We start from the raw sequence: 22,451 nt of genomic DNA on the forward strand, positions 1-22,451 counted from the left end.
AACGGTGCCGACCGGGCAAGAAGTCGGGGGTGTCAGAGGAGGTAGACGAAGTCGGGTGTCAGAGGAGGTAGACGAAGCCCGGGCCCTCGTCGCGGTACGGGATCCCCAGCGCGTCGAGCGCCGGGGTCCACGAACCCGTGACGCCCGGGTCGGCGGCCTCGAACCCGTGGTCGGCGGTGAGCAGGAAGGTGACCTCGTCGCGCACGCCCAGCGTCTCGAGGTGGTCGAGGAACGCCACGAGCCTCGCGTCGCTCTGGCGCAGGGAGTCGCGGGCCATCGCCGAGCGCGGGCCGCCGCCGTGGTGCCCTGCGTCGGTGACGACGTTCGCCCACCAGGTCAGCACCGGCGCCGACTCGGCGTCCTCCCACAGCTGGAGCAGCTGCTGCAGGCCGAGGTCGTCGACCTGCATCCCCCAGTGGAAGTAGCTGTCGTCGAGGTGCTCGGGGTGCTGCAGGAAGACCGAGCTCGCCGGGTCGGGCATGAGGTCACCCATGCCGTCGGCGGCGGCCTGGAAGCCACCGGCCTCGCGCAGCAGTGCCATGGTGCCGTAGTCGGCGCCACGGTCGATGGCCTCGTCGATGCTGGCCGTTCTCGGCGAGTTCTGTTGCGGCACATGGTCGTTCACCATCTCGAAGACCGTGCGGACTCCGGACCTCAGCCACTCCGCGCTGCGGTGCCAGGTGGCGGCGTCGTTGGGCACGACGCGCTCTCCGGTGGCGCGGTCGTAGAACACGTTGCCCAGCACGCCGTGCCTTCCCGGGCCGACCCCGGTGAGGATCGAGGTGTGGTTGGTGAGGGTCACGCTCGGGAACTCCGCCACCGCTCCCCCGCGCAGGGCCAGCCCCCGCTCCAGGAGCCAGGCGACACCGGGCAGCTCACCCGCCTCGGCCATGGCGAGCAGGTCACCGCAGTGGGCACCGTCCCAGAGGATGCCGACGACCTTCTTGGGCACCCCCACGGCCCCACCCGTGGATCCGCCCGTGGACCCGCCGGCCGGGGCGGGTGGGAGCTGGAGGTACTGCGCGAGCGGGGCGCCGTCGAGCGGCTCACCCCTGCCGTCGACCAGGTCCGTCTCCGGGACCCCGCAGAGGACGGCGAGCGTGGGGCCGACGTCGACGAGTCGGGCGTGGTCGTCGACGGGGCCGAGCTGCCGGACGCCGGGACCGGCCATCACGAGGGGCGCACGGGACTGGATGACATCCAGCGACCCGTGCTCGCCACGGTGGCCACCTTCGTCAGGGAAGAAGTGCCGGGGAGTGTGGACGACGGCGAGGTCGGGGCTGCGGTCGGCGTCGGCGAACGCCGAGAGGATCCGGCGCGCGGCATACGGGTAGGCGTTGTCGGTGGAGACGCGGGGGCCCGGCGCCCCGAGCTCGGCGGCGTACGGCAGGAAGGCCATCGGATCCGTCGAGGCCACCGGGTCCTGGCCCGACACGACCTCGTGCCTGCCGTCGAGGTGCAGCCGCACCCGGCCGACGTGGTTGGCTGCAACGGCGACCCCGTCCTCCACCCAGACGACGAGGTCCACGACGGGGGCGAGCTCGGGGACGGTCAGGGCTGCCACCACGGCCTCACGGGACATGGCGCGAGCCTAGGCGGTGCCCTACCCCGCACTGCCCTGGCATGGAAGAACCCGCCGGGACCACCTCAACACGGGGGTCCCGACGGGTTCGGGGCGGGGGGTCACCGGGCCAGCATGCGAGGCATGGCCAGCAGCATGTCGTGCTGCGTCTGTGCCTCGAGCCGGCGCTGGTACTCCCGCTGGCGGCGCGTGCGATGGGCGCGCGCCAGGTCGGCGTACAAGGCCTGGAACATGGTTGAGCTCCTGGTGGTGCGGTGGTGGACGGTGGTGGTGTGCGGGCGGCCGAGGTGCCGTCCCGTGGACCCGGCATCGACTGCCGGGTCCACGGGAGCCCCCTCAGGCACCCCCGCGATCGGGGTGGCGGTCACGACGGAGACGCTCATGCGGCGACCGGGTTCTTGCGCGGACGGCCGCGGGGCCGCTTCCGGGCGACGACGACTCCCTGGACGAAGAGCTCGCCTCCCCAGACGCCCCACGGCTCGGCACGGTCGATGGCACCTGCGAGGCAGGCCATCCGGGCCGGGCACGTGTGGCACAGCGACTTCGCGAACTCGACGTCGGCCGGGCTCTCGGCGAACCACATCTCGGCGTCGTTCTCTCGACACGGGATGCCGTCGCCTGCCGTCGCGGCCTGCTCGTTCAGGTCGTGGAGTGCGCTCAACTGCATCGGGTGTCACCTCCCTCTCGTCGTCCCGCCACGGTGGTGGCAGTGGTGTTCGTCTCGTTCTCGCCGGTGGTTCCCCGGTCGGGGGCCGGCGCCTTCTCTTGGGTGGTGTCGTGCTTCATTCGGTGGTGCTTCTCCCTGCAGGTCTGGTGCGGAAGAAATCTGTCTGGACAAACAGAAAGGCCGCGGATCCCGGATATCGGGTTCCGCGGCCTCGGAGGGGCCTGCTGGCTGGTGGCCTAGACAGGCGGCTCTCCGAAGGGACGGAACGCGAGATCCTTGGTGGTGGTGGTGCCATTGCCGGCGCCGAAACCGTCGACGTAGAACATCGGGAGCTGGGCATCGGCGATGACACGGATGGCGACGGAGGCGGACACAGCGGTCCCCTGGGCAACCGGTCCACGGGTGCCTGCGAGGACGACGTGGGCGGCCTCGGGGCACACGGAACGGACGCGGGACATGTGCGTCGCGTCGATCGTCATCGTGATGTTCTCCATGGGGCCAACCCTCCTTCGCGGTGTCGTGGGGCCCGGTCGGTGTTCCCACCGGGCGTGCTCGTCAAGGGTAGAGCAGCGTGCGCGAGGGCAGCAACGCATTTAACGAGAAATTCGGCAAAGAATTCGCCAAGGCGGGATCAGTTGCCGGATTCTGTTGCAGCCGAACGGTTTTCGAGAACTTCCTCCGCCGATGACCCGCCGATCAGCGCGAGCACCTGCGCGCCGTAGAGACCCAGCTTGCGGGCCCCGACTCCGGAGATCTGCGCCAGCTCGCCCTCGGACGAGGGCTCCCGCTCGGCGATCGCGGTGAGCGTCGCGTCCGTGAACACGACGTAGGCCGGCACGCTGGACTGCTTGGCCACGGCCAGGCGCCACTCGCGCAGCCGCTCGAACACGGCCTCGGAGTAGGTGGGCGGACAGTCGTCGCAGCGGCCGGTCTTGCGCTGCGCCGCGGTGGTCAGCTCCGTGCCGCACGAGCGGCAGTGCGCGGGTAGCACGGGCTTGCCGGGCCTGCCCGCCGAACCCCCGCGGCGCCCCGAGGAGCTCTTGGGCTGCGACCGGGCGCCCTCGCCCAGGATGCTCGCCGCGCCGTCGAGGAAGCGCGACGGTCGGCGGCTGGCCCGCGCGCCCGGCGTGCGAGCCCCGGCCCAGGACAGGCGGAGCTCGCGACGGGCACGGGTGACGCCGACGTACGCGAGCCGGCGCTCCTCCTCGATGGCCTCCGGGGTGTCGGCCATGGTGATGGGCAGGTAGCCGTCGGAGACCCCAGCGAGGAACACGACGTCCCACTCCAGGCCCTTGGCGGCGTGCAGCGAGGCCAGGGTCACGCCCTGGACGGCCGGCGCGTGCTGGGCGGCCGCGCGCTCGTCGAGCTCGCGGACGAAGTCGGGCAGGCGGGCCTCCGGCGAGGCCACGACCAGGTCGTCGGCGAGGGCGGCAAGGGCGGCCAGCGACTCCCAGCGCTCACGCGCGGCGCCGCCGGCGTTGGGGGCCTCGCGGGTCCACCCGGCGCCGAGCAGCACGTCCCGCACGAGGTCCGGCAGCGGGATCGAGCCGTCGTCGGAGCGGGCGGCGCCGCGCACGAGCAGGATGGCGTCGCGGACCTCCCTGCGGGCGAAGAACCGCTCCCCTCCACGCACGAGGTACGGGATGTCACGCTCGGCGAGCGCTGCCTCGAAGGCCTCCGACTGGCCGTTGGTGCGGAACAGCACCGCCATGTCACCCGGGGACACGCCCTTGGCCACGCGGTCGGCGATCTCGCCCGCCACTGCAGCGGCCTCCGCCGGGTCGTCCGGGTGGGCGGTCAGCGAGGGCATGGGGCCGTCACCGGCCTGCGCCTGGAGGGTGACGGCGTTGCTGCGCATGGCACCGGAGGGACCGCGGACCACGAGGTTGGCGAGCCCGACGATCTGCGGCGTCGAGCGGTAGTTGCGCACGAGCCGCACCACCTGCGCCTTGGGGTGCGTGGTGGGGAACTCGAGCAGGTGGCGAGGGCTGGCCCCGGTGAACGAGTAGATGGTCTGCGCCGGGTCACCGACGACGCACAGGTCGGGTCGCTCGCCCACCCAGAGCTCGAGGAGACGCTGCTGCAGCGCGTTGACGTCCTGGTACTCGTCGACGACGAAGTGCCGGTACTGCGCCCGCACCGCCCGGGCGATGTCCTCCCGCTCGGAGAGGATCCCCACGGTCAGCAGCAGGACGTCCTCGAAGTCGATGACGCCACGCTGGGTCTTGACCTGCTCGTACGCCTCCAGGACCCGCGCCATGGCCGTGGCGTCGAGGCCGGGCGGCTCGCGGCGGGCGGCGCGTGCGCCGGCGGCATACGTCTCGGGGGTGAGCATGGAGACCTTGGCCCACTCCACCTCGGCCGCCAGGTCGCGGATGGCCGTGCGGTCGCGGGCGAGGTCGAGGCGCAGGGACGCCGCGGCCTGCGCCACGGCGGCCGCCTTCTGCGGCATGACCTCCGGTGCTGCGCCACCGATGGCCTGCGGCCAGAAGTAGTGCAGCTGGCGCAGGGCGGCGGCGTGGAAGGTGCGGGCCTGCACGCCGGCGACTCCGAGGTCGCGCAGGCGGGTGCGCATCTCGCCCGCAGCCCTGGCCGTGAAGGTGACCGCGAGCACGCGCTGCGGCTGGTAGGCGCCCGAGTGGACGCCGTACGCGATGCGGTGGGTGATGGCCCGCGTCTTGCCCGTTCCGGCCCCCGCCAGCACGCACATCGGGCCGAGCGGGTGGGCTGCGACCTCGCGCTGCTCGGGGTCGAGGGCGGCGAGGATCTCGTCGGCGGACGGCGGTGCGGGTGTGGAGGACATCGCCCGCGATCCTGTCAGACCCCGCTGACGGCGAGGTATGCGTGTCCCCAGCTCGTGGGACGGCCCCTCGGCGTCACTGGGCCAGGCCGTACACCTTGTGGACGTGCACCTTCAGGACCAGCCGGTGGTCGGCCACCATCGCCCGCCGGTAGTCGTCCCAGTCCGGGTGGTCCTCGCCACGGATGGTGCGGTACAGCTCGACGAGCTCCTCCACGGTCGGGTCGTCCTGCGCCTTCGCGACGGGTGACAGCTCCGCCTCCCCCTCGAGCACGGCGTACGACCAGCCGTCCGGGGAGGTCACGAGCAGCGAGGCGCGCGGGTCGCGGCGCAGGTTGGCGACCTTGGCGCGGCCGTCGACGACGGAGATCCTGGCCGTCACGGTGTCACGCTCCACCGCGAGCGCGTAGTTGACCATGGACAGCTGGGGGCGGCCGCCACGCTTGAGGGCGGCGAGGGCCGCGAGGTTGCGTGAGGCGGCGAGCCGCAGGAGCGCGGGGTCGAAGCGGGGTTCGGTCACGGGTTCGGGTTCGGGCATGGGTCATCATGGTCACGGACGTCACACCGGCGCAGCGGAAGACCGAGGCCCGCCGCGGTGTTGACCCCTCTGGGCCACCACCAGGCCCCGACTGACCCTGTTCCCTCCAGAGAGCGAGTGCTGCCCGATGTCGACCCCGAAGGCTCCGGCCCCCGGTTCCGTGACCATGTTCACCACGTCGTGGTGCGGGTACTGCAACCGCCTCAAGGCGCAGATGGGCCGTGAGGGCATCGCGTTCACCGAGGTCAACATCGAGGACGAGGCCGACGCGGTGAAGTTCGTGATGGACGTCAACGGCGGCAACCAGACCGTCCCCACGCTGCTGTTCCCCGACGGCACCGCGGCCACCAACCCGTCGATCAACGAGGTCAAGAAGCGCCTCGCCTCCTGACGAGGCGCCCTCGACCGCCGAAGCCGCCCCACCCAGCCGGGTGCGGGCGGCTTCGCGCCGTCCGGGGCCACGCGTCGGGGGCAGGCCCCTCACTGGCGGCGCCTCACCGGCGCGCCGTCACGGCGCGTCGACCTCGTGGCCCAACCAGTGCTCGAGCAGCCGTCGGGAGATCGACAGCCGCCCCGACATCGCGAGCCGGCCGTCGGCAACAGCGGCCCGGAGCTCGTCACGGGTGAACCAGCGCGCCTCGGCGATCTCGGAGTCCTGGAGCACGAGGTCGACCCCGACGGCCCGGGCCGTGAACCCCACCATCAGGGAGGTCGGGAAGGGCCACGGCTGGTCACCGAGGTACTCGACGTCCGTGACCTCCAGGCCCACCTCCTCACGGACCTCCCGGGCGACCGCCACGGGCAGGCTCTCCCCGGGCTCGAGGAACCCCGCGAGGACGGAGAAGCGGCCCTCGCCCCAGCCCGCGCCACGAGCCAGCAGCAGCCGGTCGTCCTGGTCGACGACGGACATGATCACGGCCACGTCGGTGCGCGGGTAGTGCTCGCTCCCCTCAGCGGTGCACCGGCGCAGCCAGCCGCCCTGGGCCGGTTCGGTGGGGGCACCGCAGCGCGGGCAGAACGGGTGCGCGCGGTGCCAGTTGGCCAGCGCCAGGGAGGTCGTGAACACGGTGGCGTCGAGGGCCTCGAGGTCGGCCCCGACCTGGCGCAGGGTGCGCAGCCCGGCGGTGCCCTCGCCGCCCGGTCCGTCCGCGTCCTCGGGGGCGTCGAGCACCACGGTGACGTATGCCGTGTCGCGCTCGTCGACGCCGAGGAAGAGCGCCAGCCGGTCGGTGTCACCGGGCTCGGGCGCCCGCAGGGACAGCCGCACCTCGACGCTGCGGGCGCCTACCTCCTCCCGGACGGCGACCCGGTCCCCGTGCAGCTCGAGCACGCGGGTCGTCGGCGTCGCCAGGAGGTCCGCCAGCAGGCCGGGGTCGGTGCGCAGCTCCGCCGACCGGTCGAGCCCGGGCTGGGCGAAAGGCAGAGTCGGGAGAGTTTTGGCGAAGGAGCCCACGCCTCCACCCTAGGTGCGCCCTCTCGGCATACGGTGGGCGCGTGGACCGCAGCCCCCTCTTCCTCGCCGCACTGGCCAGTGCCGCCGTGCCGGGCCTGGACCCCGCGAGCGTCGAGGCGCTGCCGGGCACCCCTGACCACCAGTACGACGTGGCGTTCGTCCAGGACACCCAGCACCGGCGCTGGGTGGTGCGGGTGCCACGCACCCAGGCTGCTGCCGCCCAGATGGAGTCCACCTTCGGGCTGCTCGGCCTCCTCGCCCGCAGGCTGCCCTTCAGCGTGCCCACCCCCAAGGGCTTCGCCCCGCTGAAGGAGGGCGGTCGCGCCGCGATCTACCCCTTCCTGCCGGGCCAGAACATCGACTTCGGCGCACTGCCCGCCGGTCCCGGCCTGGCCGCCGAGCTCGGGCGCGCGATCGCCGCCCTACACAACGCCGACCACGGGCTGTTCGAGGAGGCGGGGCTGCCGGCGTACGACGCGGACACCTACCGCACCCGCCGGCTCACCGAGCTTGACCGCGCGGCAGCCACCGGGCACGTGCCGACCGGGCTGCTCGCGCGCTGGGAGAAGCAGCTGGAGGACGTGGCGCTGTGGCGGTTCGCGCCCACCCCGACGCACGGTGACCTCACCGGCGACCAGGTGCTGGTCGTGTTCGAGGACGACCAGGACGCCTCCACCGGTCGCGTCAGGGCCCTCACAGGCTGGGAGGACGCCAAGGTCGCCGACCCCGCCGACGACTTCTCCGCCCTCGCGACCCAGGCGTCCGAGCCGGCCATCGAGACGCTCATGGAGGCCTACGCCCACGCCCGCTCCGAGCGTCCCGACCCCCACCTGCTGACCCGGGCCCGGCTCGTCGCGGAGATGCGCGTCCTGTCTGCCCTGCTCGCCGCGGTCAGCGGTGGCGACCGCCTCCTCGTCGAGCGGCACGCAGCCACCCTGCGCCGGCTCGAGCAGGAGGTCCACGAGCGGGAGGAGGCGGCCCACGACTACCGCCACACCGAGCCGACCCCGGCGCGCCGTCCCGTGCCCGTCGTGGTCCCCCCGGTCGTCGTCGAGGACTCCGAGGAGGAGGACGAGGACGTCGCGGTGATGTTCGCCCCCACGGCCGGCGAGGACGACCTGGAGGGGCCGGACGCCCAGCCGGACGCCGAGCTCCACCCTGAGGCCCAGGAGCCGGTTGCCCAGCCGGAGCCGGACGACGGGGACGAGCCGGAGTCGCACCACGACGCCGACCTCGCGGAGCCAGCGGACTCCGAGGTCGTCGACGACGACGAGCGGGTGGCCCGCCACGAGCCCCGCGACGACTCCACCACCGAGATCCCGGTGACGCCGCCGACAGCCGGAGCCAGCCACACCGGCCCGAGCCGTCCGGTGCAGTTCGACGACGACGACGACGACGTCGACGGCGACGGCGACGGCGAGGACCCCGGCCCCGAGTTCGAGCCCGGCTACTCCCGCTCCTAGTCCGGGACCGCCGCGAGGAGCTCGGCGATGTCGCGGTCGTCCGGGAGCTCGGGGAACACCGTCTCCCCCGACCCGGCGTAGTAGAACGCGGCGTCGACCTCGTCGAGGTCGAGTCCGCGCAGCCTGGCGAAGGCCACGCGGTAGGCAGCCAGCTGCAGCGCCCGGGCCCGTGCCACCTCCCCGGACGGCTTGGCCCCGGTCTTCCAGTCCACGACGGTGAAGCCTCCACCCGGACGGGGGAACACCGCGTCGATGCGGCCACGCACCGCGATGCCGTCGATGACGGTCTCGACCGCGATCTCGATCTCCGTCGGGGTGCGGGTGGCCCACTCGCTGGCCAGGAAGTGCTCCTTCATCAGCGGCAGCTCGGCGTCGTCGCCGGGGTCGTCGTCTGCGCTGCCCGGCAGGTCGAGGATGTCGACCATCGCCGCCTTGGCGAAGTGCTGCTCGACCCACGCGTGGAAAGCGGTACCTCGCCGGGCCGCGAGCGCGGGGGGCTCGGGCATCGGCCGCCGCAGGGTCGAGGCGAACCGCTGCGGGTCCTGGGCCAGGGACACCACGGCCGAGGCGGACAGGTGCCGGGGCAGCAGGACGGTGACGTCGCCGCGGGCCGCGAGCCGGCGCCGTTCCTCCAGCAGCAGGTCCAGCTCCTCGAGGACCGAGAGCCGCTCACCGGGCAGCGGGAGGACCCCCTGCTCCAGCGGACCGTCGGACTGCGCCGTCCGGGCGTCGTGCTCGTCGATCGCGCGGCGCACGGCTGCGGCTCCGTCGGCCAGCGCCAGACGGCGCTCGGCGAGCGGGTCGGCAGGCCACTGCACCGAGACGACCTCGGCCGCTGCGGGGTTCTCGGCGCGGTCGGGCTCGAGGGGATCGGGCATGTCGGCCCACTCCAGCACCTGCACGTCGAGGTCCTCCCCGCCCAGCGCCTCCTGCAGGAAGCGCGAGGTCACCTTGGGCGTCTTCCCGTCGGTCCAGACCGGGGCCGTGAGCAGCATGTCGGTCTTCGCGCGGGTGAACGCGACGTAGGCCAGCCTGCGCTCCTCCGCGACCGCGTGCTCGCCTCCGGCGTGCAGGAACGCCTCCACCCGGGCGTCGATGTCCTTCCAGTCCTCGGCAGCGGCCCAGTCCAGGACGGGCAGCCCGTGGGCGTCGCCCCGCAGCGCGTAGGGGATCCCGCCGTCCTGGAGGCCGGCGACCCAGCCGCGCGCCTTGGGGGTCGGCACGGCCCACTCGTCGTCGACGACGCGGCTGACCGCGGAGGACAGGGCCGGGAACGTGCCCTCCACGAGGCCGGGCACGGCGACCGCGTCCCACTCCAGTCCCTTGGCGGCGTGGATGGTGAGGACCTGCACGGCATCGGTTGAGGCCTCGATGTAGCCCTTGTCGAGCCCGCGCTCCTCCTTCAGCGCCGCGGCGAGCCAGGCGAGGAAGCCACCGAGGTTGGGGCGGTCGGCGCTGACGGTGAAGCTCGCGGCGACGTCGGCGAAGGCGTCGAGGTGGGCGCGGGCCGCGGTCGGCGTGTAGCCCTCCCGGGCGAGGACCTCGATGTCGAGGCCGAGCACCCGCTCGGCCTCGCCGACGAGGTCGGCCAGGGGCAGGCTGCTCAGGGACCTCAGCCGGCGGATGGCCTGCTGCAGGCCCACGAGCCGACCGAGGGCGACGTCGCTGACCGTGCGGCCGTCACGGCTGCGCCACCCCGGCGGCGGCAGCTCGTCGACGGCCTCGACGATGCTGACGCGGTCAGTGCTGTCGGGGGCCTGGTCGACCGGCTCCGGCGGTGTGTCGTCGTCGGCGGCGTCAGCCGACTCCCCGTCCACGTCGCCAGCGGCGCGCCGTGCTGCGCCGAGGCGCAGCTCCTGCTGGTGGCGCGCCCACGCCATGAGCCCGTCGAGGTCAGCCGCACCGAGTCGGCAGAGCGGACCAGTGAGCAGGCGCAGGAGCTGGTCGCCGCGGGTCGGGTCGTGGACGACGTGCAGCAGCGAGGTGATGTCCTCGACCTCGGGGGTCAGCAGGAGCCCGCCGAGGCCCACCACCTCGTAGGGCACCCCCTGGGTCTCCAGGGCGTCGATGACCAGCGCGAACTGCGACCGCTTGCGGCAGAGGACGGCAGCCGACGAGGCGCCCTGGGCACGGCGCTCGTGCAACCAGGCCGCCACCAGGGCCGCCTCCTCGGCAGCGGTGACCACGCGGGCCGCGCTCACCCGGCCTGGACCGGAACCGGCGCGGGCCGACAGCTCCAGCACCGGGACCGCCGAGCCGGCCCGAAGTGGAGCGGCCACGGCGTTGGCGACGTCGAGGACCGCGACGTCGTTGCGCCAGCTGGTCGACAGCTGCTTGACAGGGGCAGGAGCCCCGCCGTCGCGGAACACCTCACGGAACGCGCTGAGCGTGGTGGCACTCGCGCCGCGCCACCCGTAGATGGACTGGTGCGGGTCACCGACGGCGGTGACGGGGACGGGCTCCCCCGCCGCGACGAACAGCGACCGCAGCAGCTCGAGCTGGGCGGCCGAGGTGTCCTGGAACTCGTCGAGGAGGACGGCACCGAAGCGCTGGCGCTCGATGGCACCGATGTCGGGGAACGTCAGGGCCAGCCGGGCCGCGAGGGCCATCTGGTCGGCGAAGTCCATCGCGTCACGCTTGCGCTTGAGGTCGAGGTAGCGCTCCACCATCGGCAGCACCCCGGCCCGCGCCCGCAGCGCGTCGCGCATCTTCTTCGCCTCCCCCGGCAGGTCCTTGGCGCGGCTGGCCCCCGGCGGCAGGGCGGCCAGGGAGGCCAGCACCACCTCGAGGTGGTCACGCACCTGTGCCGGGGTGACCAGGTGCTCGGCCATCTCGCCGGCGAGGTCGACGACGGCCGCGGTCACCGTCGACTCGGCGTTGGGCACGTGGTCCATCGGCCCGTCGTAGGCGGACACCACCTCGGAGGCGTACTGCCAGGCCGCAGCCTCCGAGAGGAGGCGCGACTCCGACTCGTAGCCCAGCCGCAGCGCGTGCTCGCGCACCAGCCGGCCCGCGTACGAGTGGTAGGTGGACACCGTGGGGGTGCCGCCGAGCACCTCGGCCCCGGTCTCCTCGTCATCGGTGCGCGGGTGCCACACGTCGCGCGACTGCAGCAGGCGCAGGCGCGCGCCGATGCGCTCGGACAGCTCGGTGGCCGCCTTGCGGGTGAAGGTCAGGCCGAGGACCTGGTCGGGCTCGACGAGTCCGTTGGCCACCAGCCACACCACGCGGCCCGTCATCGTCTCGGTCTTGCCGGACCCGGCGCCGGCCACCACGAGCAGCGGCGAGAGCGGGGCCTCGATGACCCGGACCTGCTGCTCGGTGGGCTCGGGCTGGCCGAGGGCCAGCGCGATCTCCTTTGCCGAGAGCCGCGGACGTTCCTGCTGGGGGGTGCTCACAGCACCCTCCCCTCGGGCTGGACGGGACAGGAGCTGCGTACCTGGCACTGGGTGCACCACTCGCCGACGGTCGCGTGGAACGTCGAGGCCGCCATGCCCTCGGCGGTCGAGCCCACGAGCTCGGCCGCCCACTGGGGGTCCTCGTCCTCGCTGAGGGGTGGCTGCGTCTGCAGGGTCGTCTTGACCAGGGCTCCCTTGCCGACCTGCAGCAGCGCCGCCCCGGCGGTGGTCGTCCCGTGCTCGGGGAACGCCCCATGCTCGACCCCCAGCTGGTAGGCGCCGAGCTGGGGATGGCGGGCGAGCTCGTCGTTGCGCGGCTTGCTGCTGCCGGTCTTGTAGTCGACCACCCTCAACCCCTGGCCGTCCGGGGTCCGCTCGAGGCGGTCGACCTGGCCGGTGAGGACGGCTCGGCCCAGGACCACCCGCATGTCCAGCTCGGCCCCGAGCCGGGTCCATCCCGCGGCCTCTGCCTCGCGGAAGTAGCGACCGAGCCGGCGGACCATCTCGTGCGCCTCGGTGCGCTTGCGGTCCGAGACCCACCCGGCGGGCAGCCCGAGGCGCCCCCACCGGGCGTCCACCTCGGCGACCATCCGCTCGGCGTCGGCGTCGCCGAGGTCGTGGGCGATGCTGTGCACGAGCGTGCCGATGTCCGCAGCACCGACCGAGGGGCCGTCACCACCGACCGAGCTGAACAGCCAGCGCAGGCCGCACTTGCCGAACGACTCCACCTTGCTCGGTGACACCCCCACCTGCTCGTCGGCGGTGCGCAACGGCCGGTCGTCGGTCACCGACCGCATGACCCACCACTCGGCCGGGTCGGCCCCGGGCACCCGCTCGTGGGTGAGCCGCGCCAGCGCCGCCACCGCGGTGTCGCGCTCGACGGGGTCGGGGTCGAGCAGCTGGCGGCGCAGCTGGCCCACGAGGGTGGGCAGCGTCATCGTGCGGGCCACCTCGGCGAAGGGCCGGTCGCCCTGCTCGGCAATGGTCTCCGGGTCGACGACGTCGAGGTAGACCGACGGCTGCTCGTCGTCGCTGCGGACCGCGGTGACGAGCACCCGCTCGCTCGCCCGGGTGAGGGCGACGAGGAAGAGCCGGGTCTCGTCGTAGCGCACGGCCGACTGCGCAGCGCGGAAGGTGGTCGACCTCCCCGACACCACGTCCACGAGGTGCTCCGAGCCCAGCAGCGAGCCGCGGAGCCTCAGGTCGGGCCACACGCCCTCCTGGACGCCGGCGACCACGACGAACTGCCACTCGCGGCCTGCCGCGGCCTGGGGCGTGGTGATGGTCACCGACTCGCCGACGGGTGAACGGGCGACGAGCGTGTCGCCGGGGATGTCCTGGCTGCCGATGTGGGTGAGGAACTCCTCCGGACCGGCCTGCGGCAGCCGGTCGACGAACTTGGCCGCGGCGTCGAAGAGGCCCACCACGGCGTCGAGGTCGCGGTCGGCCCGTGCCGACGCCTGCCCACCCGAGAGCGCAGCGGCCTGCCACTCCCGCGCCAGCCCGGTGGCCGCCCACATCTCCCACAGGACCGACTCCGCGCTGACCCCGGTGTCCCAGCGCCAGGAGGAGCCCTCGAGGCCGCCCTTGGCCGCGCTGACCCCGGCGGCGATGGTGCGCGCGACCCGCCGCGCGGGGTTGGCCTCGGGCCCCAGCTCGATGAGCGCGCCGGGCAGGCACAGCGCCTCGGCGAGCAGCTCGTCGCTGGTGCGGCCGCCGCCGCCCTCGAGCTCGCGGCGGCGCAGGGCGCGCCGGAGCCGGCGCAGGCCCACCGCGTCCGCTCCGCCGACCGGCGAGAGGAGGGTGTCGACGGCGACCTCGGGCGTGAGGGCGTCCTCGACGCCGCGGGCCAGGTCGAGGACCACGCCGAGCAGCGCGAGGAGGGGCCGGACGGCCACCTCGTCGCGCACCGGCAGGTCGGTGGCCGAGCCGGCGACCGGGACACCGGACGCCATCAGGACCCGGCGCAGGGTGGACGTGCGCCCCTGGCCGCGCACGACCACGGCCATCTGCGACCACGGCACGCCGTGGCGCAGGTGGGCCTCCCGCAGCTCGGCCGCCACGCAGCTCGCCTCCTGGCTCACCGCGCGCAGGAGCCGCACCTCGACCTGCCCGCCGGGGCGACCGGCCACGGCCGCGCGCTGGGCGCCACCCCCGAGGGCCCCGATCTTCGGCGCCACCCTTGCGGCCGCCTCGTGGACGGCAGCGGACAGGCGGTGTGACGTGGGCAGGAACAGGGTCGGTCCCGACCCCAGCTCGGTCCACCCGTCGGCGAGGTAGCGGGGGTCGGCTCCCCGGAAGGTCTGGACGGCGCTGTCGGGGTCACCGAGGAGCACCACGTCGATGCCGGGCCCCACGACCGTCTGCAGCAGCCTGGCGCCCGCGGAGGTGAGCTCCTGGGCGTCGTCGACCACCACGAGGCGCAGCCCGTCGCGCAGCCTCGCGAGCGCGTCGGGGTCCTCGACGAGCAGGTCGGCCGCTGCGCCGAGGATCCACGCCGGGTCGTACGCGCCGGGCGCCGACAACGCGGTCACCTCGTCGTACTCCGCGAGGACCGAGGCCGCGGCCACCCACTCGGGCCGGTCGCGCTCCCGGCCCCATCGGGCGAGGTCGTGGGGCTCGAGGTCGAGCTCCACGGCACGCATGAGCAGGTCACGCAGCTCGTTGCGGAAGCCGCGGGTGCCGAGGGCGGCGTGGACCCGCTCCGGCCAGTCCGGTGCCCTCGTGTCGCCCGCTGCGTGGCCCGCGAGCAGCTCGCGGAGGATGACGTCCTGCTCGGGTCCGCTCAGCAGCCTGGGCGCCGGGTCACCCCGCAGCGCCGCCGCCTGGCGCAGGATGCCGAACCCGAAGGCCTGGTGCGTGCGCGCGAGCGGCTCGGTGGACGTGCGCCCGAGGCGGGCGGTGACGCGTTCCCGCAGGCTCCCGGCACCCACGCGCGAGGACGTGAGGACGAGGCACTGGTCAGGGGTGACCTCCCCCGAGGCCACCCGCGCCACGACGGTCTCGATCGCGGTGGTGGTCTTGCCCGTGCCGGGGCCGCCGAGCACGCGCAGGACGCCGCCACGGTGCGCCACGGCCTGCTGCTGCACGTCGTCGAGCGCAGGGGCGTCGACGACGAGGCTCGGGGCACGGCGCAGGGTCAGCACGGTCCTGATTCCATCACCTCGCGCCGACACCGGGGCGAGCCGCCTCGGCGCGTCACGCGGTCGGTCGCCGGGCGTCCTTCCAGCGGGCCACCGCCAGGTCGACGCGCCTGCCGTCGAGCGCACCTCCCACGAGGGGCGTCCCCTCCTCCCGGTAGTGCGCGAGCGCCTCGTCCTCCAGGCCCTGCGGGAACCACCCGCCGGACCTGAGCACGCGCCACCACGGCACGTCGGACCCGTACCGCGCCATCACGCTGCCCACCCCGCGTGGGCCCCCGCGCCCGAGGACCTCGGCGATGTCGCCGTACGTCATGACCATGCCCTCGGGGATCTGGTCGACCACCTCGAGGACGTCGTCGGCGAACTCGCTCGGCGGGCCGAAGCCCGTGGCGTCGGTGACCACTGCTCAGTACACCGGCAGGCTGGGGTCGACGTCGCGCACCCAGGCGAGCACCCCGCCGGTGAGGTTGCGGACGTCGTCGTGGCCGCGGGCCGCGAGCAGGCCGGCCGCCTCGGCGGACCGCACCCCGGACTTGCAGAGCACCACGACGGGTACGCCGTCCGGCAGCTCCTGCTCGGCGGTGCCGGCACGGAAGGCGTCGAGGTGCACCGCCCGCGAGCCCGGGATCGACACGATGTCGCGCTCCCCCGCCTCCCGGACGTCGACGAGCTCGAACCGCGCCTCGCCCCGTTCACGTGCCTGGAGGAGCCGTGCCAGCTCGCTGGCGGACACCTCGGCGAACGCCGGCCCCGGGGATGCTGCGGACCCGGCCGTGTCCGTGCCCGTGACCGCGCCGCCGCCGATGCCGCAGAGCTCCTCGTAGTCGACCAGCGCGGTGACGGTGGGCGACTCCCCGCAGACCGGGCACTCGGGGTTGGCGCGGACCTTCAGGGTGTCCCAGGTCTGGCGCAGGGCGTCGTGCACGAGCAGCCGCCCGACCAGGGGCTCGCCACGACCGACGACCAGCTTGACGGCCTCGGCGACCTGGACCGAGCCCACGGCCGCGCAGAGCACGCCCAGCACCCCGCCGGTGGCGCACGAGGGCACCGCGTCCGGGGGTGGCGGCTCGGGGAACACGCACCGGTAGCAGGGCCCGTGCCCGGCGAACCACACCGACACCTGCCCGTCGAAGCGGTAGATCGAGCCCCAGACGTGGGGCAGGCCGAGCAGCACGCAGGCGTCGTTGACGAGGTAGCGGGTGGCGAAGTTGTCGGCGCCGTCGAGCACGACGTCGTAGTCGGCCATCAGCTCGAGGGCGTTGTCCGCGGTGAGGCGCACGTCGTGGCGCACGACGGTCACGAGTGGGTTGACCGCGGCGATGCTCTCGGCCGCCGACTCGGTCTTGGGGCGCCCGACGTCGGCGACACCGTGGACGACCTGCCGCTGGAGGTTCGAGGCGTCCACCACGTCGTCGTCGACGATGCCGATCGTGCCGACCCCGGCCGCCGCGAGGTAGAGCAGGGCGGGCGAGCCCAGACCCCCGGCGCCGACGACGAGGACCCGGGCGTTGGACAGCCGCCGCTGGCCCTCGAGCCCGATGTCGGGGAGCAGGATGTGCCTGGCGTAGCGGGCCTTCTGCTCGACCGTGAGCTCGGGGCCGGGAGCGACCAGCGGTGGGATCCCCATGTGACTCACGTTACCCGTGCGTACGATGTCACCGACACCTCCGCAGGGTGGTGGTCCAGCCACGAGAGAGGGACGCATGTCGCTTCGCGCCGACACCGGCACCGACACGGCCAGGGGCCAGCGGATGCCCCGGTCCGCCCGGCGGGCCCAGCTGCTCGAGGCCGCGCAGGCCGCGTTCGTCGAGTCCGGCTACCACGCGGCGGCCATGGACGACATCGCCGACCGGGCGGGTGTCTCCAAACCCGTTCTCTACCAGCACTTCCCCGGCAAGCTCGAGCTCTACCTCGCCCTCCTCGACAAGCACAGCGAGGCCCTCGAGATGCTCGTGCGCGAGGCCCTCGCCTCGACCCACGACAACAAGGAGCGCGTCTACGCCTCCATCGCCGCCTACTTCGACTTCGTGTCGCGTGACGGCGCGGCGTTCCGCCTGATCTTCGAGTCCGACCTCACCAACGAGTCGGCGGTCCGCAACCGCCTCGACGCGGTCGGCCTCGTCTGCGCCGAGGCGGTGGCCGAGGTGATCGCCGAGGACACCAGCCTCCCGGACGAGGACGCCTCGCTGCTCGGCATGGCGCTCACCGGCCTCGCGCAGGTCAGCGCCCGCCACTGGCTCGCCCAGGGGTCCGACGTGCCCAAGGACGAGGCCGCCCGCCTCGTGGGCACGCTCGCGTGGCGCGGGCTCGGCTCGTTCCCCAAGGTGGGCGGGGAAGGTTCCACCGAGGCGGCTCGTTAGCCTTGTCGACAGACCGCACGGCCGGGTACGGCGCGTGCGCATCCCCATCACCGACCACCGCACCGCGGCCGGTCACCCCAGAACAGGAAGGCACCACCGTGGAGGTCAGGATCGGCGTGCAGAACGTCTCCCGCGAGGTCGTCATCGAGTCGAACCAGACGGCGGCCGAGGTCACTGCGGCAGTGAGCGCCTCGCTCGGCGAGGGCGCCGTCCTCACGCTCACCGACGACAAGGGCCGGCAGGTCATCGTCCCCGCCGCCGCCCTCGGCTACGTCCAGATCGGCGAGTCCGAGAAGCGGGGCGTCGGCTTCGGCGTCTGACGGCACGCCCACGGGGCCGCCCTCGGGATCCTCCTTATCGCAGGCCGCTGACCTGCGCAAACGCGGGAGAATCGTTCCCGAGCCGTGACCTCGACACTCCCTCGTCCAACGTGCGCCGCCCCGCTGGAACGTGTTGAGTACTTGCGTGAGGACCGCACCGCGGTCTCGACAACAGCACAGCTCATCACGTGCAGAAGGAGTGAACGATGATTGGAACGATCATCGGGGCCATCATCGCTGGCCTCATCATTGGAGCCTTGGCGCGACTGGTGCTTCCCGGCAAGCAGAACATCTCGGTGCTGGTGACCATCATCCTGGGGATCCTCGGCTCCCTGGTGGGGTCCTGGCTCGTCTACCAGCTCGGCTACAACAACTCGAACGGCGGGTTCAAGATCATCCCGTTCCTGGCCGGCGTCGTGCTGGCAGCCGTCTTCATCGTGATCTACGAGCGCATGACCGGTCGCCGGGGCGCGACCCACGTCTGACCTCAGCCTGACAGCCGAGAGGCCCGGTCCTGGTGGACCGGGCCTCTCGCGCGTCCGGGGACGGGCTCAGGCGGCGAGGCCGAGGCGCCCCATGCGCCGCGTGTGCTCGTCGGTGAGGCGGGCGAACATGCGCCCGAGCTCGGCGAGGTCGGCGCTCGGCCGGTGCGGGCCGCCCACTCCCCCCACGAGCAGGGACGCCAGCGCGTCCCGCTCGACGGCCACCTGCTGGGCCTGCGACAGGGCCTCGCCCACCAGCCGCCGTCCCCACAGCGCGAGGCGGCCGGCGACACGCGGGTCGGTGCGGATCGCCTCGCGGACCACCTTGACCACGAAGTCGGCCTGGCCCACGTCCTGCATGGCCGAGTTGACCAGCTCGCGGGTGGAGGGGTCCACGTAGGCAGCCACCTCGCGGTAGAAGTCGGTGGCGATGCCGTCGCCCACGTACGCCTTGACGAGCCCCTCGAGCCAGGTGCTCGGCCGGGTGCGCTCGTGGAACGCGTCGACGGCGGGGATGAACGGGGCCATGGCCGTCTCCGGGGCCACGCCCATGGCCTCCAGCCGGGCGACGATCATCTCGTAGTGGCGGAACTCGGCCACTGCGAGGCCCGCGACGGCGGCCTTGAGCGGCTGGGTGGGAGAGAGCTCGGAGTCGCCGGCGAGGCGCGTGAAGGCGGTGAGCTCGCCGTACGCGAGCGCGCCCAGCAGGTCAGCAACCGCCTCGCGGTACTGCGGGTCGGCGAGCCAGTCGTCCTGCGTCATGGTCGTCACCCTAACGGCGCGAGGTGCGGTCGATGCGGGCGAAACCGGACCACGGCGGTAGTCTGGGCCTCGTCAAAGGTGCCCGGTCGGCACGAATCAGCCGCGGAGACCCTCCGCGCCCCGCTCGACGAGCATTGACGAAGACCTCCGATCGGCCCGCTGCGCGTCGGCCTCCCACTCAAGGGAGCGCCCCGATCGAGAGAACTCCATGACCGAGACCACGACGGACGCTGCTGCGCCCGCAACCCCCAGCTTCGCCGACTTCGACGTCCACCCCGACATCGTCGCGTCACTCACCGACGCCGGCATCACCTCCCCCTTCCCCATCCAGGCGATGACCCTGCCCGTGGCGCTGTCCGGCCACGACATCATCGGCCAGGCCAAGACCGGTACGGGCAAGACGCTGGGCTTCGGCGTCCCCATGCTCAACCGCACCGTCGCGCGCGGCGACGCCGCCTGGGAGGGCATGCCGCACGCCGGCAAGCCGCAGGCCCTTGCCGTCGCCCCCACCCGCGAGCTGGCCGTCCAGGTGGCCGGCGACCTCGAGCGGGCCGGCAAGCGCCGTGGCATCCGCGTCCTCACCGTCTACGGCGGCCGAGCCTACGAGCCCCAGATCGAGGCGCTGCGCAACGGGGTCGAGATCGTGGTCGGCACGCCGGGCCGCCTGATCGACCTCGCCAAGCAGGGACACCTCGACCTGTCCCACGTGAAGTCCGTCGTGCTCGACGAGGCCGACGAGATGCTCGACCTCGGCTTCCTGCCCGACGTCGAGAAGCTCCTCGCGATGACCCCCGGCTCGCGCCAGACCATGCTGTTCTCGGCCACCATGCCCGGCGCGGTCGTGGCCCTGGCCCGCCGTTACATGAGCCAGCCCACGCACATCCGCGCGATGGGCGACGACCAGGAGAACGCCCACACCGTCAAGGCGGTCGAGCAGTTCGTCTACCGCGCGCACGCCATGGACAAGGTCGAGATGCTCGCCCGCATGCTCCAGGCGGAGGGCCGTGGCCTGACCATCATCTTCAGCCGCACCAAGCGGACGGCCGCCAAGGTCGCCGACGAGCTCGTCGACCGCGGCTTCGCCGCCGCCGCCATCCACGGCGACCTCGGCCAGGGGGCCCGCGAGCAGGCGCTGCGGGCGTTCCGCAACGGCAAGGTCGACATCCTCGTCGCCACCGACGTGGCGGCCCGCGGCATCGACGTCGACAACGTCACGCACGTCATCAACTACCAGTGCCCCGAGGACGAGAAGACCTACCTGCACCGCATCGGTCGCACGGCGCGTGCGGGCAACACCGGCATCGCGGTCACGTTCGTCGACTGGGACGACATGCCGCGCTGGGGCCTGATCAACAAGACCCTCGACCTCGGCATCCCCGAGCCCGAGGAGACCTACTCCTCCTCCGACCACCTCTACGAGCAGCTCGACATCCCGCGCACCGCCAAGGGCCGCCTGCCCAGGTCGGAGCAGAAGCTGGCCGGGCTCGACGCCGAGGTGCTCGAGGACCTCGGCGAGACCGGCAAGTCCAGCGGGCGTCGTCCCGCCGGTGGCGGCCGGTCCGGCCGGGACGGTGGCCGCAGCGGTGGCGGCCGTGACGGTGGGCGTGACGCCGGTCGTGGCGAGCGCCGCCCCGAATCCGCCCCCAAGGACGGCGACGCGGCGACCAAGCCCCGTCGCAACCGCAACCGGCGCCGCACCCGTGGCGGCGCCACCGGGTCGACCCCGGCCGGCCAGGAGGGCTGACCCCGCCGGGCTCCGGCCCGCACCACGCCTCGCACCGGCCACCGCGGACTCCTGTCCGCGGTGGCCGGTCCCGTTGCGAATCGGTCACGACGGCTCCGTACGGTGCCGTGCGGGTGCGATCCTCACCGCGTGGGGGACCTCGCGCCGTGGACCGTGCGCCGCACCGTGGCCGTCCTCGTCGTGGCCGTGGTCGCGGTCGCGGCGGTGGCGGTCGCCGTGCTGCGGCCGAGTGAGCAGGAGCGGTTCCGCGCCTGGCTGAGGGCGCAGCCCGGCATCGCCAGCGTGCGCGAGGTGGACCAGGCCCTGGCCTCGGGGCCTGCGGCGGCACGAGTGTTCGAGCCGACGCTGAGGGCCGAGCTCGCCGACCCGGTGGACGCCCCCGTCGTGCAGCGCCTCGCCTCGGGCATCGAGGCGTATGCCGTGCAGCACCCCGACGTGGCCACCACGACCGTGGAGCTGGGCAGGGGTGCGGACGTCGTGCTGGTGACGACGCACCCCGGGCCCAACGCCACCATGGTGCGCGTGCTGGGTGCCGCCCGGACCCTGCCGGGCGTCGTCTCGGTGTCCCTGCGCGTCCGCTCCGGCGAGGCCCCGTTCACCGCGACCCTGCGAGCCGGCTCCGACCTCGTCGGGGCCGCGACCGTCCTGGCGCGGGCCCTGCCGGAGGCAACGGGGTCCTGGGTCACCGGTCCGGCCTCCGTCGCGGCCCGTGACGACGTCGGGCACGAGGTGCGGGTCGAGCCCCACGCGGCCGTCACCCCCGTCGCCGGCCGTGCCTTCGCGCTCGCCGTCAGGGAGGACCCGAGCCACCCCGTGGTCCTGGTCTCCCGCAGCGGGCAGTCGCTCGCGGACAGCGTGATCCGGCTGGCGGGCTCGCCCGTCACGGCAGCGACCGCGGCCGCCCTGCACCACGCCGGGTTCGGCCTCTCGCGGCTGGGTCAGCTGGTCGAGGGGCCGGGCGGACCCATACCCATGGACGAACGGGCCTGGGCGTCGGCGTCGGCCGGGCGGCTCTCCCGCCTGCCCGGTGTGCTGGCGGCGCGGATCGACCCGGGTGACCGCGAGCACGACCGGCCCCTCACCGCCGACCTGCGCGTCAGCGCCGGGGTGTCGTTCGAGCGCCTGCTCGTGTCGCTGCCCCCGGTCGTCGAGCGCGTCGAGCTCCACACCGCACCGGCAGCGCCGGACTACGCCCGTGACGACGCGCTCGTGCCCGACCCGGAGGTCGACTGCCCCACCTGGCCGGGTGGAGGGCTCAACCTCGCCTACAGCGGGTCGCCCGCGCAGATGACCCGCGCCGCGAGCTACCTCGCGCTGCTCCTCGCTGCCGCACCCGACGCCACCTGCGTGCACTGGGCGGAGCCCGCCGAGCACCGTCGGCCAACCACACAGACGCTGCTGGTGCGGGTCCCGCTGCGGACGGCCGCCTGGCGACCCGTCCTCGACGTCGTGCGCGCCAGGAGGTCCGACCTCGAGTCGGCGCACCCGGCCCTCGTCCTGCTGCTGCCGATCGCCGGCACCGACCGGACCGCGGTGTTCAACCTGCACGAGGGCGCTGCACCCTACGTCGGCGCCCTGGGGACGCGGACGCGGGCGCAGGAGCAGGCCGCCGAGGCCATGGTCACGCCCCTCCTCCGGTACTGGGAGGGCTCCGGACGCTGACGAGGCCGGTCACCCCGGGTTCCCCCACGGTGACCGGCCTCGGCCGGTGCTGACGCGGTGCCGGAGCCCGGCACCGC

19 protein-coding genes are annotated in these 22,451 nt (G+C 73.7%); 7 read left to right on the plus strand and 12 right to left on the minus strand.

From position 1 onward, the window contains the following. Positions 1-58: 58 nt before the first annotated feature. The 6 genes from ABEA42_RS08415 to ABEA42_RS08440 form a co-directional block, all read right to left on the minus strand. Entirely contained in the window at positions 59-1,582 is a 1,524-nt protein-coding gene (locus ABEA42_RS08415; protein WP_345502461.1) for an alkaline phosphatase family protein, read from the minus strand. Between the two features lie 101 nt (positions 1,583-1,683). Then, entirely contained in the window at positions 1,684-1,815 is a 132-nt protein-coding gene (locus ABEA42_RS08420) for a hypothetical protein (protein ID WP_345502462.1), read from the minus strand. A 146-nt stretch (positions 1,816-1,961) separates the two neighbouring features. Then, the gene (locus tag ABEA42_RS08425) at positions 1,962-2,249 is read right to left on the minus strand and encodes a WhiB family transcriptional regulator (RefSeq protein ID WP_056883430.1); all 288 of its coding nucleotides are present in this window, start codon (positions 2,247-2,249) and stop codon (positions 1,962-1,964) included. A gap of 236 nt (positions 2,250-2,485) precedes the next feature. After that, positions 2,486-2,743, minus strand: coding sequence for a hypothetical protein (locus tag ABEA42_RS08430; protein ID WP_345502464.1), 258 nt, complete (start codon positions 2,741-2,743; stop codon positions 2,486-2,488). A gap of 137 nt (positions 2,744-2,880) precedes the next feature. Next, positions 2,881-5,052, minus strand: a complete 2,172-nt coding sequence (locus ABEA42_RS08435; RefSeq protein ID WP_345502466.1) for an ATP-dependent DNA helicase UvrD2 — start codon at positions 5,050-5,052, stop codon at positions 2,881-2,883. Positions 5,053-5,125: 73 nt separating this feature from the next. Further along, complete coding sequence (locus tag ABEA42_RS08440; RefSeq protein WP_345502468.1) at positions 5,126-5,587, minus strand: PPOX class F420-dependent oxidoreductase; 462 nt, start codon at positions 5,585-5,587, stop codon at positions 5,126-5,128. A gap of 127 nt (positions 5,588-5,714) precedes the next feature. On the opposite strand from ABEA42_RS08440, the gene ABEA42_RS08445 reads away from it, so the two are divergent. Next, positions 5,715-5,978, plus strand: coding sequence for a glutaredoxin domain-containing protein (locus ABEA42_RS08445; protein ID WP_345502470.1), 264 nt, complete (start codon positions 5,715-5,717; stop codon positions 5,976-5,978). 117 nt (positions 5,979-6,095) lie between these two features. Here ABEA42_RS08445 and nudC read toward each other — a convergent pair whose 3' ends face one another. Continuing rightward, positions 6,096-7,040: an NAD(+) diphosphatase gene (gene nudC / locus ABEA42_RS08450; protein WP_345502471.1), complete on the minus strand. Its 945-nt coding sequence runs from the start codon at positions 7,038-7,040 to the stop codon at positions 6,096-6,098. A 41-nt stretch (positions 7,041-7,081) separates the two neighbouring features. Here nudC and ABEA42_RS08455 point away from each other — a divergent pair, with 41 nt between their 5' ends. Further along, entirely contained in the window at positions 7,082-8,503 is a 1,422-nt protein-coding gene (locus ABEA42_RS08455) for a phosphotransferase (protein ID WP_345502472.1), read from the plus strand. Here ABEA42_RS08455 and ABEA42_RS08460 read toward each other — a convergent pair. Genes ABEA42_RS08460 through moeB form a run of 4 tightly spaced genes read right to left on the minus strand, consistent with a single transcriptional unit; the run spans position 8,500 to position 16,671 of the window. Then, positions 8,500-11,901, minus strand: a complete 3,402-nt coding sequence (locus tag ABEA42_RS08460) for an ATP-dependent helicase (RefSeq protein WP_345502474.1) — start codon at positions 11,899-11,901, stop codon at positions 8,500-8,502. The two genes, ABEA42_RS08455 and ABEA42_RS08460, sit on opposite strands and share 4 nt — an antisense overlap. Then, positions 11,898-15,047 (minus strand): ATP-dependent helicase, encoded by a 3,150-nt coding sequence (locus tag ABEA42_RS08465; RefSeq protein ID WP_345502476.1) that lies wholly within the window; start codon positions 15,045-15,047, stop codon positions 11,898-11,900. The genes ABEA42_RS08460 and ABEA42_RS08465 overlap by 4 nt, the downstream gene beginning before the upstream one ends. Positions 15,048-15,099: 52 nt before the next feature. Then, positions 15,100-15,447 carry an MGMT family protein gene (locus tag ABEA42_RS08470; RefSeq protein WP_345502477.1) on the minus strand — a complete coding sequence of 116 codons (348 nt, stop codon included), beginning with the start codon at positions 15,445-15,447 and terminating at the stop codon, positions 15,100-15,102. Positions 15,448-15,450: 3 nt separating this feature from the next. Beyond that, a complete protein-coding gene (gene moeB / locus ABEA42_RS08475; RefSeq protein ID WP_345502478.1) occupies positions 15,451-16,671 on the minus strand; it encodes a molybdopterin-synthase adenylyltransferase MoeB in 1,221 nt (406 codons plus the stop codon). Positions 16,672-16,747: 76 nt separating this feature from the next. On the opposite strand from moeB, the gene ABEA42_RS08480 reads away from it, so the two are divergent. The 3 genes from ABEA42_RS08480 (at position 16,748) to ABEA42_RS08490 (ending at position 18,209) form a co-directional block, all read left to right on the plus strand. Continuing rightward, positions 16,748-17,404, plus strand: a complete 657-nt coding sequence (locus ABEA42_RS08480) for a TetR/AcrR family transcriptional regulator (protein WP_345502479.1) — start codon at positions 16,748-16,750, stop codon at positions 17,402-17,404. 98 nt (positions 17,405-17,502) lie between these two features. After that, positions 17,503-17,724 (plus strand): DUF3107 domain-containing protein, encoded by a 222-nt coding sequence (locus ABEA42_RS08485; protein WP_345502481.1) that lies wholly within the window; start codon positions 17,503-17,505, stop codon positions 17,722-17,724. Between the two features lie 206 nt (positions 17,725-17,930). Next, complete coding sequence (locus tag ABEA42_RS08490; protein ID WP_056883416.1) at positions 17,931-18,209, plus strand: GlsB/YeaQ/YmgE family stress response membrane protein; 279 nt, start codon at positions 17,931-17,933, stop codon at positions 18,207-18,209. A 66-nt stretch (positions 18,210-18,275) separates the two neighbouring features. On the opposite strand, the gene ABEA42_RS08495 is transcribed toward ABEA42_RS08490, so the two are convergent. After that, on the minus strand, positions 18,276-18,968 hold the full coding sequence (locus ABEA42_RS08495) for a ferritin-like fold-containing protein (protein WP_345502483.1): 693 nt from the start codon (positions 18,966-18,968) through the stop codon (positions 18,276-18,278). Between the two features lie 208 nt (positions 18,969-19,176). Here ABEA42_RS08495 and ABEA42_RS08500 point away from each other — a divergent pair, with 208 nt between their 5' ends. Together ABEA42_RS08500 and ABEA42_RS08505 are read left to right on the plus strand one after the other, a co-directional pair. Then, positions 19,177-20,712, plus strand: a complete 1,536-nt coding sequence (locus ABEA42_RS08500) for a DEAD/DEAH box helicase (RefSeq protein WP_345502485.1) — start codon at positions 19,177-19,179, stop codon at positions 20,710-20,712. Between the two features lie 129 nt (positions 20,713-20,841). Beyond that, positions 20,842-22,374, plus strand: coding sequence for a hypothetical protein (locus ABEA42_RS08505; RefSeq protein ID WP_345502487.1), 1,533 nt, complete (start codon positions 20,842-20,844; stop codon positions 22,372-22,374). Positions 22,375-22,451: the final 77 nt, after the last annotated feature.

Origin of the sequence: Pedococcus ginsenosidimutans (assembly GCF_039544395.1) — a bacterium.
Classification (GTDB): domain Bacteria; phylum Actinomycetota; class Actinomycetes; order Actinomycetales; family Dermatophilaceae; genus Pedococcus; species Pedococcus ginsenosidimutans.